At 72.6% G+C, this 13059-nt stretch carries 9 protein-coding genes and 1 pseudogene; 7 read left to right on the plus strand and 3 right to left on the minus strand.

Translation table 11 applies throughout. From position 1 onward, the window contains the following. Nucleotides 1–94 precede the first annotated feature (94 nt). Genes T398_RS08240 through mutM form a run of 3 tightly spaced genes read left to right on the plus strand, consistent with a single transcriptional unit; the run spans nucleotide 95 to nucleotide 2686 of the window. Nucleotides 95–1075, plus strand: coding sequence for a phosphate acyltransferase PlsX (locus T398_RS08240; protein WP_496445821.1), 981 nt, complete (start codon nucleotides 95–97; stop codon nucleotides 1073–1075). Then, the gene (rnc, locus tag T398_RS08245; protein ID WP_496445754.1) at nucleotides 1072–1830 is read left to right on the plus strand and encodes a ribonuclease III; all 759 of its coding nucleotides are present in this window, start codon (nucleotides 1072–1074) and stop codon (nucleotides 1828–1830) included. The genes T398_RS08240 and rnc overlap by 4 nt, the downstream gene beginning before the upstream one ends. Further along, a complete protein-coding gene (mutM, locus tag T398_RS08250; RefSeq protein ID WP_496445755.1) occupies nucleotides 1823–2686 on the plus strand; it encodes a bifunctional DNA-formamidopyrimidine glycosylase/DNA-(apurinic or apyrimidinic site) lyase in 864 nt (287 codons plus the stop codon). The genes rnc and mutM overlap by 8 nt, the downstream gene beginning before the upstream one ends. A 78-nt stretch (nucleotides 2687–2764) precedes the next feature. Here the strand turns inward: mutM and T398_RS08255 are convergent, their stop codons facing one another. Further along, nucleotides 2765–4174, minus strand: a complete 1410-nt coding sequence (locus tag T398_RS08255) for a CAP domain-containing protein (RefSeq protein ID WP_496445756.1) — start codon at nucleotides 4172–4174, stop codon at nucleotides 2765–2767. A 355-nt stretch (nucleotides 4175–4529) separates the two neighbouring features. Here T398_RS08255 and T398_RS08260 point away from each other — a divergent pair, with 355 nt between their 5' ends. The 3 genes from T398_RS08260 to T398_RS08270 all read left to right on the plus strand — a co-directional run bounded on the left by T398_RS08260 (nucleotide 4530) and on the right by T398_RS08270 (nucleotide 9321). Beyond that, a complete protein-coding gene (locus T398_RS08260; RefSeq protein ID WP_012181397.1) occupies nucleotides 4530–4724 on the plus strand; it encodes a hypothetical protein in 195 nt (64 codons plus the stop codon). A 380-nt stretch (nucleotides 4725–5104) separates the two neighbouring features. Next, complete coding sequence (gene smc / locus T398_RS08265; protein WP_496445757.1) at nucleotides 5105–8701, plus strand: chromosome segregation protein SMC; 3597 nt, start codon at nucleotides 5105–5107, stop codon at nucleotides 8699–8701. After that, nucleotides 8698–9321, plus strand: a complete 624-nt coding sequence (locus T398_RS08270) for an HAD family hydrolase (RefSeq protein WP_496445758.1) — start codon at nucleotides 8698–8700, stop codon at nucleotides 9319–9321. The genes smc and T398_RS08270 overlap by 4 nt, the downstream gene beginning before the upstream one ends. A gap of 3 nt (nucleotides 9322–9324) precedes the next feature. Here the strand turns inward: T398_RS08270 and T398_RS08275 are convergent, their stop codons facing one another. Together T398_RS08275 and T398_RS08280 are read right to left on the minus strand one after the other, a co-directional pair. Further along, on the minus strand, nucleotides 9325–9852 hold the full coding sequence (locus T398_RS08275) for a DinB family protein (RefSeq protein ID WP_496445759.1): 528 nt from the start codon (nucleotides 9850–9852) through the stop codon (nucleotides 9325–9327). Between the two features lie 46 nt (nucleotides 9853–9898). Beyond that, a pseudogene (locus tag T398_RS08280) lies at nucleotides 9899–11722 on the minus strand (alkaline phosphatase D family protein); the annotation flags it as partial. 143 nt (nucleotides 11723–11865) lie between these two features. Between T398_RS08280 and ftsY the strand changes: the two are divergent. Then, a complete protein-coding gene (gene ftsY, locus T398_RS08285; protein ID WP_496445760.1) occupies nucleotides 11866–13059 on the plus strand; it encodes a signal recognition particle-docking protein FtsY in 1194 nt (397 codons plus the stop codon).

Below are 13059 nucleotides of genomic sequence, written 5' to 3' on the forward strand. Positions count from 1 at the left end.
CCCGACCTCTGGTCGGGCGGCGCGTGCGCCCCGGCGCTCGCCCGATGCCCCGGCTCCCATCGCCACCGGCTGGCCTGTTCCGGTCGAGGTCCCGGTGGAGCCGGGCATCGTGCGGATCGCCGTCGACCTCCTCGGCGGGGACGACGCTCCCGCCGTCGTGGTTGACGGCGTTCTGCGGGCCTTCCGTGCCGACCCCGACCTACACGTCCTGCTCGTCGGCCCGCCCGAGGCCGTCGCCGAGCTGACCGCCACCCTCGATCCGGCGCAGCGCGTCCGGGTCGCGACCTGCCCCGCTGCGCGGGGAGACCCCACCACCGCCCGAGCCAACGCCGCCGTTGGCGCCGCGGTGAACGCCGTCCGCGACGGCGCCGCCGACGCGCTCGTCTCCGCTGGTTCGACCGGGGCCACCGTCACCGCTGCCGCGCTCGGGCTCGGCCGCTGGCCCAACGTCCGGCAGCCGGCCCTAGCCGCCACCCTGCCCGGAGTTAACGGCCCGGTGGTCCTCCTGGACGTCGGCGCCTCGTTGGAGCCCCGTCCGGCTACCCTCGCCCGGCACGCGGCGCTCGGTGCCGCATACGCCGCCGTCACGCATGCGCTCGAGTCGCCGCGGGTCGGGCTGCTCTCGATCGGCACCGAGCCCGGTAAGGGCGACCGCGCCCGTCGCCTGGCCGATCCCGCCCTCGCCACGGCGCCACTGCCGTGCGCCGCTCGCTACGTCGGGCTGGTCGAGGGGTACGACGTCGCGTCCGGCGCGCGCGCCGATGTGGTGGTCACCGACGGATTCACCGGTAACGTGCTGCTCAAGGCGATCGAGGGCGCGTACGCACTGACCGGTGGCCCACCGGCTGACGGCCGGGCCCCCCGGGCCGCTGCGCTGCTCGGCGTCGCTGGCACGGTGGTGGTCTGCCATGGTGCTGCCCACGGAGGGGACATCGCCTCGGGTATCGCGTTGGCCGCCCACCTGGCCCGGCGTGGGGCCGCCGACCAGGTCCGTGCGCTCCTCTCCGAGCTCGGCGCGGAAGCTCACCCGGACCGCTACGACCGCATCACCGACACCGAGGTACGCACATCATGAGCATCGACAAGCGTCGGCGACCGGCCGTCGGACACCTGGAGGCGGCGTTCGGCGTGGCGCTGGACCCGGAGCTGCTGGAGCGGGCGTTGACCCACCGCTCGTACGCGTACGAGAACGGCGGCCTGCCCACCAACGAGCGGCTGGAGTTTCTCGGCGACTCGGTGCTCGGCGTGGTGATCACCACCGCGTTGTTCCACAACCATCCGGACCTGCCCGAGGGGCAGCTGGCGAAGCTGCGTGCCAGCGTGGTCAACATGCGGGCCCTCGCCGAGGTGGCCCGCGACCTGGGGCCCACCGGCCTCGGCCCGTACCTGCTGCTCGGCAAGGGGGAGGAGAGCACCGGCGGACGGGACAAGGCGAGCATCCTCGCCGACACGCTGGAGGCGCTGCTCGGTGCGATCTATCTCGAGAGCGGCCTGGAGACCGTGGCGGGCGTCATCCACCGGCTCTTCGACCCGCTGATGGCCGAGTCGGCCGGGCGGGGCGCGGCACTGGACTGGAAGACCAGCCTGCAGGAGTTGACCGCCGCGCAGGGGTTGGGCGTCCCGGAGTACCGGATCGAGGGCACCGGGCCCGACCACCTGAAGACCTTCACCGCCTGGGTGGTGGTGGCCGGCCGGCGGTACGGCGGCGCGGAGGGGCGGAGCAAGAAGGAGGCCGAGCAGCGGGCCGCCGAAGCGGCCTGGCGGACGCTGACCGAGCAGGCGGGGCAAGAACCGGCCAGCGCCGGCAGCGGGGCGGCCGGCAGTGCCTGAGCTGCCGGAGGTCGAGACCGTCCGGCAGGGGCTGGCGCAGTGGGTGATCGGGCGGCGGATCGCCGAGGTGCGGGTGCTGCACCCGCGCGCGGTGCGCCGACACCCAGCCGGTGCCGCCGACTTCGCCGACGTGCTCGTCGGGACGACCGTCCGGGACGTGCGGCGGCGTGGAAAGTACCTCTGGCTACCGCTGGACAGCGGCGATGCGGTGATCGGGCACCTCGGTATGTCGGGGCAGCTGCTCCTGCAGCCAGCTGCGGCGCCGGACGAAACCCACCTCCGGGTCCGGTTCCGGTTCGCTGATGACGGACCCGAGCTGCGCTTCGTCGACCAGCGAACGTTCGGTGGGTTGTCGGTCAGCGCCGGGGGCGCGGAGCTGCCTACGGAGATCGCACACATCGCCCGGGACCCGCTGGACCCGGAGTTCTCCGACGCCACCTTCGTCGCGGCGCTACGCCGCCGCCGTACCGAGATCAAGCGAGTTCTGTTGGATCAGACGGTGCTCTCCGGCGTGGGCAACATCTACGCCGACGAGGCCCTCTGGCGGGCGCGGTTGCACGGTGCCCGGCCGGCCGACGGGCTAACCGGCCCGGCCGCACTGCGTCTGCTCGGGCACGTCCGGGACGTGCTCGGCGAGGCGATCAAGGAGGGCGGAACGAGCTTCGACGCCCTGTACGTCAACGTCAACGGCGAGAGCGGCTACTTCGACCGGGCGCTGAACGTGTACGGGCGGGCGGACCAGCCGTGCCGGCGGTGCGGTGCGCCGGTGCGCCGCGAGGCGTTCATGAACCGCTCGTCGTTCAGCTGCCCGCGCTGCCAGCCGCGGCCCCGTGGGCCGGCATCGACTCGCGGCTGAACCGAAAGCGCCCGGTTGAGGTACGCCGTTCGGCGTTGCTCAACCGGGCATCGGGTGGGGGCGGACGACAACCCGTGGTCAACGGGGTGCGGCGAAGACCTGCGTCCAGTAGGGTCCGTTGCTGTTCGCGATGCCGACCCCGATCTCGGTGAATTTGCAGTTCAGGATGTTCGCCCGGTGGCCGGGGCTGTTCATCCAGGACTTCATCACCTCGGCCGGCGACTGCTGGTTCCAGGCGACGTTCTCCCCGTAGGTGCTCCACTGGTAGCCGACGTCGTCGAGTCGGTCGCCGGGGCTACTGTCGTTGCTGCCGTCGTGCGACATCTTCTTGTTGTCGGCCTGGTCCTGGCTGTGCCGCTGGGCGGCGGTCATCAGCTTGTCGTCGATGCTCAACGGCGCGCATTTGGCCGCCTTGCGCTCGATGTTGGCCAAGCGAACCACCTCGGCGGCGTCTGCACTGACGTCGCCGTTGGCGGGCGTGGTGGTGCTACTGGTGGGAGGCGCGGTGGTGCGGCTCGGGGTGGGCTCGGAGGCGGCGGTGGAGCGTGACTGCGTCGAGCTTGGCCTGTCATTCGTCGTGCTCGACGGCGACGGTGTTGGTGACGGCGCGGTCGGCAATGCCTCGGAGCGGTCCGAGGTCGGCGTCGCGCTGGGGAGCGCACCGTCCTCGATCGGGCTTGTCGCCGCGATGTCGTCGGTGGCCGAGGTGGGGCTGGTGTTATCGCCGCCGCCAGCGAGGGTGACGGCGCCGACCCCGAGGCTCACGACCAGCGTGGCCGCCGCGGCGGCGCCGCCGATGAGCAGCGGTCGTCGGTTCCGACGGCCGGGTCGATCCGCACCGGCCGGCAGGTCACCGATTGGTGCGGCTTCCGCGACGGGCGGCATGCTGGCCGTCGGTTCGTCGGTGTGAAAGCCGGTCGGCCTCGGGTCCGGCCACTGGCCGGTGGGCTCGGGCCGTCCGGCGGCGGCGCCGTGCCAGCTACCGGTGGGCTCGTCCTGCCCGCCCGCGAGTCGCTGGTCCCGCCAGTCGCCCGGCTGGTCCTGCTGCCAGCTCTGGGTGGGCTCCCCGGGCTGCCAGGTCGGGGTGGCTTCCCAGCCCTGCGTGGGCGGCTCGTGGTAGGGGTCACCGGCGCGTCCGTGAGGTGGGTGTTCCGCGGCTCCCCAGCTCCGGACGGGCGCGCCGTCGGGCCGCCAGGGCGCGGTCGGCTGCTGCTGGTCCCACTCGTCGGCGGTCCGGCCCCATCGGTCGGTGGGCTGCTCCCATCGGTCGGTGGGCTGCTCCCATCGGTCGGTGGGCTGCTCCCATCGGTTGGCGGGCTGCTCCCCGCCGCCGGAGGGGCTGTCCGGCTCGTCACCGAACAGGTAGGCGGAGCGCGGCTCCGGACGGTCCGTCGGCCACGCTGGTTGGTCGGCCGGCGGTTCTGGTTGCCGACGACTACCGTCCGGGTTCCTCGGGTCGTTCCAGCCGTACACGACGGTTGCCTCCACGGGTTGAGGTGTGGGCCGGGGCGACGCTACGTCGCGGCTGCTGGCTGCGGCAACGTGGCTAAGAAAGAGTTAAGGGGAACCCGGACTCGCGGGGTGGGGAGTTGGCGGAAGTAGTGCGTACAGTTGGGGGTCCGGACAGTGCATGTCCGCGCCGAAAGGCAGCCCCCGTTAGGTGGACAGGTCGACGTGGAGATGGTCCGGCCTGTAGCAACTTGACGAAGGAGGGGGTGTCAGCTCAATATGTAGGTGTCGCCAGTCGCGCCCGGTCATGCCCAGAATTTGCTGGATTGACAGTCGCGTACTAACTGGGCGCGCGTTGGCCGGCTCTTCCGGCAGCGCATATCAAGGAGTCAACATGGCGAAGGCCCTGTACGGCCACGTAGGTGCGGCGCCCGATCGGCGCCTGCTCGACGAGGTCACCCGACTGCGTGCCACGGTTCAGGCACTGGAGTTCGAGATCACGCGGTTGCGTGCCGAGAACGATCGGCTCGCGGCGGCGGCGGCCGAGGCGGATGACCTACTCCGTCTCGCTGAGCCGGCGCTGACCTGATTCACCAGGTCCGCACTGGTCCGCAGTCCGTAGAAAACCGAATCGCACCAGGCAAGAAGCGCGCCGACACGACCGTGCCGGCGCGCGGTTCTGTGTAGCCCGTCACCTGTGTCTCCCGTCACCTGTGTAGCCCGTCACCTGTGCGGTCCGGCACCTGTGCGGTCCGGCACCTGATTCGGTGCCGGGGGCGCTGCATCAGGGCCCCGAATCACCGCGCGTCCTGCTCGGCTCGGACGTGAAACCTGAATCGGATCTGCCCGGCGGTCGCGCCGCAGGCGGGTCGCGTGCGCGGTGGCTGCCGCCTGCGGGTTAGTCTGCGGGTTCACCAGTTCCGTGCGGCCGGGCGACGGTACGGCGGCCACCGGACGAGGATCGAGAAGGTGTATCTCAAGAGCCTGACGGTCAAGGGCTTCAAGTCCTTCGCCTCAGCGACGAAGCTGAAGCTGGAGCCGGGCATCACCTGCGTGGTGGGTCCGAACGGCTCCGGCAAGTCAAACGTTGTCGACGCAATCGCCTGGGTCCTCGGCGAGCAGGGCGCGAAGGCGCTGCGGGGCGGCAAGATGGAAGATGTCATCTTCGCCGGCACCGCCGGACGGGCGCCGCTGGGCCGGGCCGAGGTGACCCTCACCATCGACAACACCGACGGCGCGCTGCCCATCGAGTACACCGAGGTTTCGATCACCCGCCGGATGTTCCGCTCCGGCGAGAGTGAGTACGAGATCAACGGTGACTCCTGTCGGTTGCTCGACATTCAGGAGTTGCTCAGCGACTCCGGTATCGGCCGGGAGATGCACATCATCGTCGGGCAGGGGCGGCTCGACGGCATGCTGCATGCCAAACCGGAAGACCGGCGGGCCTTCATCGAGGAGGCGGCCGGCGTCCTCAAACACCGCAAGCGCAAGGAGAAGGCGCTGCGGAAGCTCGACGCGATGCAGACCAACCTCAACCGGCTCACCGACCTCACCGCCGAACTGCGCCGCCAGCTCAAGCCACTCGGCCGGCAGGCCGAGGTGGCCCGGCGGGCCGCGGTTATCCAGGCGAACCTGCGGGACTCCCGGCTCCGACTGCTCGCCGACGACCTCGCCACGCTACACAGCACCCTGGCCAAGGAGATCGCGGACGAGACCGCGCTGCGCGAGCGGCGCGAGCGAACAGAGGCCGAGCATGCCGAGGTGCAGGCCCGCCTCGGCGAGCTGGAGGCGGCGCTCGCCGAGGACGCCCCGCTGCTCGCCGCCGCCCAGGACACCTGGTACCGGCTCTCGGCCCTGAAAGAGCGATTCTGGTCGATGGAGCAGCTGGCTCGGGAGCGGCGGCGCCACCTGAGCGCCACGCCGGACGATGAGCGGCCGGGTCGGGACCCGGACCAGCTTGAGGCGGAGGCGGAGCACGTCCGCGAGCAGGAGGAGGAGCTCCGCGCGGCGCTCACCGACGACCAGGTCCGGCTGGCCGAGGCGGTGGAGCACCGCCAGGAGCTGGAGCGGCAGCTCGCCGCCGCCGAGCGGGCGCTGGTGACGGCGGCGAAGGCCATCGCCGACCGGCGGGAAGGGCTGGCCCGGCTGGCGGGACAGGTCAACTCCGCCCGCGCCCGCACGGCCACCGCCGGTGAGGAGATCGAGCGCCTCAGCGCCGCGTACGCCGACGCTCTGGCCCGGGCGGAACGGGCCCAGGCCGAGCTGGACGCCGTGGCGGAGCAGTCCACCGAGGCCGATCGGGACAACGCCGGCCTGGACGCCTGCCACGCGGAGGCGGTCGCCGCCCAGGAGCAGGCACAGGCGGGGGTCCGGTCGTGCAGCGACGCCGAGCGATCCGCGGAGAAGGAAGCCGCCACCTGGAAGGCCCGCGAGGAGGCGCTCGCCCTGGGCCTGCGCCGTAAGGATGGCGCGGGCGCCCTGCTGGCTCGGGCGGGTGAGGTGCCGGGGCTGCTCGGCGGCCTCTCCGGGCTGCTCACCGTCGCGCCCGGGCACGAGGCTGCGCTCGCGGCCGCGTTGGACGGGCTCGCCGACGCCGTCGTGGTCAGCGGCGTGGACGAGGCGGCCGAAGCGATCCGCCTACTCAAGATTTCCGATGCTGGTCGCGCTGGTCTGCTGGTGGGCAGCCCGGCCGGCCCCGGCATGACCGGCCCGGCCGACGCGCTGCGCCCCAAACTGCCGGACCGGGCCCAGTGGGCGCCGGACCTCGTGGAGTGCGACGGACAGATCCGTCCGGCCGTACACCGGGCACTGCGGGACGTCGTCCTCGTCCCCGACCTCGCCACCGCCGCCGAGGTCATCGGCGACAACTCCGAGCTGCGGGCGGTGACCCCGGAGGGGGACGTGCTCGGGGCGTACGCCGCCGCTGGCGGGTCGGCCAAGGCGCCGAGCTTCATCGAGGTGCAGGCCGCTGTGGAGGAGGCGCGGACCCATCGCGCTGCCGCCGAGCAGACCGGTGCGCAGCTGCGCGAGCAGCTGGTGCAGGCCCGGGCCGAGGTGGCTGTGGCGAAGGAGGCGGTGCAGCAGGCCGCCGCCGCGAAGCGGGAGGCTGAGGGGCACCGCAACGCCGCCGCTCGCCGCCTCGCCGAACTTGGGGCCGCGGCCCGGTCCGCGCAGGCCGAGACCGAACGGCTCGGTGCGGCCCGTTCCCGCGCCGTCGAGGCCCGCGAGCGGGACCTCACCAGCCTGGCCGAGCTGGCCGAGCGGCTGCGGCTGGCCGAGGAGGCACCGGCGGACGCCGAACCCTCCACCGAGGAGCGCGACGAACTCGCCGCGACCCTCCCCCGAGCCCGGCAGAACGAGATGGAGGTACGGCTGGCGGTGCGTACCGCCGAGGAGCGGGTCTCCTCGATCGCCGGACGGGCCGACTCGCTACGCCGGCAGGCCACGGCTGAGCGGGCCGCCCGGGAGCGGGCGGCGGCGCGGCGGGCGGTGCGGACCCGGGGGGCCGCGGTCGCCGGGGCGGTGGCCGCCGGAGCGCACACGGCGCTGGCCCGGCTCGAGGTCTCCATCGACCAGGCGGCGCAGCAGCGGGACGCCGTGGCCAGCCAACGCGCGGCCCGGGAGGCCGAGCTCGCCGAGGTGCGCGGCGCCGCGAAGCGCCTCGGGGCGGAGTTGGAGCGGCTGACCGGCCAGGTGCACCGCGACGAGGTCGCCCGCGCCGAGCAACGGCTGCGGATCGAGCAGCTGGAGGCGAAGGCGGCCGAGGACTTCGGCCTGGACCTGGCGACCCTGATCGCCGAGTACGGTCCGGCCCAGCCGGTTCCGCCGACCGACGCCGAGGTCGCCGCCGCCGAACGGGATGGCCAGCCCGTGCCCGAGCCGGTCGGGTATGAGCGGGCGGCGCAGGAGAAGCGGGCGGCCAAGGCGGAGCGGGAACTGACCCTGCTCGGCAAGGTCAATCCTCTCGCGCTGGAGGAGTTCGCGGCGCTGGAGGAGCGGTACAAGTTCCTGACCGAGCAGCTGGAGGACCTGAAGGCCACCCGGCGGGACCTGTTGACCGTGGTCAAGGATGTGGACGACCGGATCCTGTCGGTCTTCGCCAGCGCCTTCGCCGACACCGCCCGGGAGTTTGAACAGGTCTTCGGCGTGCTCTTCCCCGGCGGTGCGGGGCGGCTGGTCCTCACCGAACCGGACGACCTGCTCACCACCGGCGTAGAGGTGGAGGCCCGCCCGCCGAGCAAAAAGATCAAACGGTTGTCGCTGCTCTCCGGCGGGGAGCGGTCGCTGACCGCGGTGGCGATGCTGGTGGCGATCTTCCGGGCCCGGCCCAGCCCTTTCTACATCATGGACGAGGTGGAGGCGGCGCTCGACGACGTGAACCTGGGTCGCCTGCTCACGCTGCTCACGCAGCTGCGGGAGAAGAGCCAGCTGATCGTCGTCACGCACCAGAAGCGGACGATGGAGGTCGCGGACGCGCTCTACGGCGTGACCATGCGAAACGGGGTTACCCAGGTAATCAGCCAGCGGCTCGACCGAGCCGGGGGCGGGCAGGAGGAGAGCGAGTGAGTCGGGAACGAGCGACGGCGTTGTTGGTGGACTTCGACGGGGTGCTGCGCCGTTGGGACCCGGCGGTCGCCGCTGGCGTCGAGCGGGCATACGGGCTCACCGAAGGTGTCCTCGACGAGATCGCGATGTCCTGGGGGTTGCTCCAGCCGGTACTAACCGGCCGGGTGAGCCACGCCGAGTGGATGGCCAGTGTGGCCGCGGCGTTGACCCCGTCGGTGGGGGAACAGCAGGCTCAGGCGGCGGTGAACGAGTGGCAGCGCTACCGGGGCGAGGTCGACCCGCAGGTGCTGACGTTCGTCCGGGAGGTCCGGGCCTCCGGGGTCCCGGTCGGGCTCGCCACGAACGCCACCGACGTACTCGATGCCGACCTTGCCGCCCTCGGGCTCGAGGGTGAGCTGGATGTCGTGGTCAACTCGTCGGTCGTCGGCACGCACAAGCCGGCGCAGGAGTACTTCGAGGCGGCCTGCGAGGCGCTGCGCACCTCGCCGTCGCGGGTGCTGCTCGTTGACGACAACGACCGGGTGGTCGCGGGGGCCCGGGTGGCCGGCCTGTCGGCGCACCGCTGGAGCGGCCCCGGCGACCTGCGCTACCTGCGGGCCGCCCTGGCCCCGGCCGGTTGACGTTCAGTCTCCGGTAACGCCGTCGAGGCGTTCCCGGATCAGGTCGGCGTGGCCGTTGTGCCGGGCGTACTCCTCGATCATGTGGAGGTAGACCCAGCGCAGGCTGTGCTGGTAGCTGTTGCCGTCCCGCCGGCGCATCGTGAACTCCTCGTCGAGGTCGCGCCCGGCGGCGGCGGCGTCGGCGGCCGCGATCTCGGCCCGGAAAGCAGCGAAGTCGGCCTCCGGGTCGGCGGTCTCCACCCGGAACTCAGCGTCCGGGTCGGCGGTGAAGTCGAACAGGTCGGGCAGGTCCTGCCCGGCGAAACGCTGCCGGAACCACGCCCGTTCGACGTAGGTCAGGTGCCGAACCAGGCCGAGGAGGGAGAGCGGGGACGGTTCGACGCTCGCGGTGCGCAGCTGGTCGGCGGTCAGGCCCGCGCACTTGTGCAGCAACGTGTCCCGGTGGTAGTCGAGCCAGCCGGTGAGCAGGGCGCGTTCCGCGCCGAGGTCGGGCTCGTGCCGGCGGTCGATCTCAGGTGCTTTCCAGATCATGTCCGTATCCTCGCGCCAGGTTCGGGTCCGGGGCGAGCACATTACCGGTGAGCTGGTGGCGCATCACCTCCTGCAGCCCACCCGCGCTGGTGGTGCCCGCGATCGTCACCTCGGCCGTCCGCCCGTCGTGTCGCAGGGTGCCGATGGCGTTGCCGAAGTACGGTCCGGCCAGCTTCGTCCAGCGCAGCGCCGGCCGGCTGGTCCCGGCGGCGCGAGACAGCGCTCGGGCGGCCACGGCCAGGGCAGGTGACCAGCCCAGCCGCAGCGGTAGGCGCATCCCGGCCGGCACCTGGTTGTGCAGCGGGGAGCAGGTGAGCTGGTGTACCGGGGTGACCACCGCGGGATCGGCGAACCGGGCCCGGGCCACGTACGAGTGGTGCACGTCGCCGCTGAGGACACTGATCGACGCTGGCGCGGCCCCCGGGCCGCGCTCCGCCGGCTCACCCGGCTCACCCGGCTCACCCGGCTGCCCCGGCTGCCCCGGCTCACCCGGCTCACCCGGCTGCCCCGGCTGCCCCGGCTCACCCGGCTCACCCGGCTGCCCCGGCTGCCCCGGCTCACGGCGAGGTCGGGTCGCCCCGTCCGGTGTGCCGCCACCGACGCGGGCGAAGAGGGTGCCGAGCGCGTCGAAGGAGCGCCCGAACGCCGCCCAGTGCTCGAGGTCGACAGCGCGGCGCAGCTTCTCCGCCGCGTCGGCCACCCAGCGTCGGCGCGAGTCGGCGAGCACCTCGTTCCACGCCTCCACGTGGTGGATGCCGGGCGGCAGCAGCCAGGGCAGGGACGAGCCCACGACCAGGTGGTCGTAGCTGCCGTGGGCCTGGTCGACCAGCCAGGACCACTCGTCCGGCGGGAGCATCGCCCGCCGGCCCGGCTCCAGCACCCGGCTGCACCGGTTGTCGAGCATGACCAGGCGGGTCCGGCCGACATCGAGCGCGAAGCTCCACTGGTACCGCATCGCGCGCCACCGTTCGGGGCCGGGCGCGGGGCCGGACTCCTGGTCGACCTGGTGACCGAAGTCGCGGAGTGTGTCGGTGGCGTCCTCGGCCGCGGTCACCTTCGCGTAGAGCGGGTCGGCCGCGATCTCCTCCGGGGCCAGGTTGCCGAGGTGCTGGTAGAGCCAGTAGGAGGCGAGCCCACTGCTGATGCGCTCGCCCCACCAGGGCTGGGCGCGGGCGTCCGCGCGCCAGACGGCGGAGGTGTTCCAGTCGTCCACGATCTCGTGGTCGTCGAAGATCATGACGCTCGGCACGGTCGAGAGCAGCCAGCGGGTCTCCGGGACGCGCCACGACTCCAGGTAGAGCTTGGTGTACTCGTCGAAGCTGACCACCTGGTCCACCGGCGCGCCCACCGGCCGCCGCCGGCGCCGCCCGAGCAGCCGTCGTACGGTCGGTGAGGTCTCGTCGGCATAGACCTGGTCGCCGAGGAGCACCAGCAGGTCGGGCAGGTCCGCTGGGTCGGGGCTGGCGGCCAGCCCACGGGCGTACGCGTCGAGCGCGTCCGGGGGCAGTTCGCGGCCGGTGGCGTGCTGGGTGGCTTCCCGGCACGAGCCGAAGACCAGCCGTACCGGCTCGTCCCGGTCGTCAGCGGCCCGGGTCCGGATGACGCTGGGCCGGTACGGGCCGGGCAGTGGCCAGACGGGCTCCCCGTCGAGCAGTACCTCGTAGCTGCTGGCGGTGTCGGGGGTCAGCCCGGAGACCACGACCAGGGCGTAGTGGTGCTGGTAGGCGGAGAAGGTGGGTGCGGTGCCGGTGGCGCCGTCGGCAGTACGGACGGTGACGGTCGTTGGGGCGCTGGTCTCCACCCAGATGGTGGCCTGCGTGCCGACCACCCGGCGGAGCAGCGGGCCGACGAGCAGGTCTGGGGCGCGCATGGTGGTCCTCCCGATGAGCGTGTCGTCCCTGCTGCCCGGTTGGCGGGCACAGCAGTGGGCGCGGACGAGCCTATTGCCCGCCGGTTTCCGGTGGGGGTGCGGTGGTGCAGACGCGGTCGCCCGCGTCTGACAGGATTTCGGGCATGACGGATTACCTCCTCATCGCACTCGCCCTGCTCGGCGTGCTGATTCTCGGCACCGTCGGGCTGGTGGCACCGAAGCTGCGTCGCCGTCGGGAGCCCCCGTTGCCGACGACGGAGGTCGAGACCCGCGCCGAGGAGGACCTTGCCGGGCCGCCGGTCGAGGCGGCCGAGGCGGAGCCGCCCGCCGGGATCCTGGTCGAGCCGCCGGCGGCTCCCCCGGTGCAGGTGCCGGAGGTCCCGGTTGAGGTCCCGGAGCCGACCGCCGGCCGGTTGGTGCGGCTTCGCTCCCGGCTGTCCCGCTCGCAGAGCGTGTTCGGCAAGGGGCTGTTGGGCCTGCTCAGCCGGGAACGCCTCGACGAGGAGACCTGGGAGGAGATCGAGGACAGCCTGATCACCGCGGATGTCGGCATCGACTCCACCCGGGAGATCGTTGACCGGCTCCGTGAGCGGACCCGGGTGCTCGGCACCCGCACCGTCGCCGAGCTGCGTACGCTGCTCGCCGCCGAGCTGGTCAACGCCCTCGACCCGGAGCTGGACCGGGCCCTGCACACGGCGCCGAAGGACGGCGTGCCGGCGGTGCTGTTGGTGGTGGGGGTCAACGGGGCCGGGAAGACCACCACCTGTGGCAAGGTCGCTCGGGTGCTGGTGGCGGATGGCCGGAGTGTGATCCTCGGCGCGGCCGACACGTTCCGCGCCGCCGCCGCGGACCAGCTGGAGACCTGGGCCGGTCGGGTCGGGGCGGAGACCGTCCGGGGTCCGGAGGGGGCAGATCCGGCCAGCGTCGCCTTTGACGCGGTCAAACGCGGGATCGAGACCGGGGTGGACACGGTGTTGGTCGACACCGCCGGCCGGCTCCAGAACAAGGTCGGTCTGATGGACGAGCTGGGCAAGGTCAAGCGGGTGGTGGAGAAGCATGGCCCGATCGACGAGACGCTGCTGATCCTTGACGCCACCACCGGCCAGAATGGTCTGGAGCAGGCGCGGGTCTTCACCGAGGCGGTGGACGTGACCGGCGTCGCGCTCACCAAGCTCGACGGCACCGCCAAGGGCGGCATCGTGATCTCCGTGCAGCGCAAGCTGGGCATCCCGGTGAAGCTGGTCGGTCTCGGCGAGGGGAAGGACGATCTGGCTCCGTTCGACCCCGCGCAGTTCGTGGACGCGTTGTTGGGCGCCGAGGCCGGGTCGGACGCGTAA

Source organism: Salinispora goodfellowii (genome assembly GCF_059570675.1).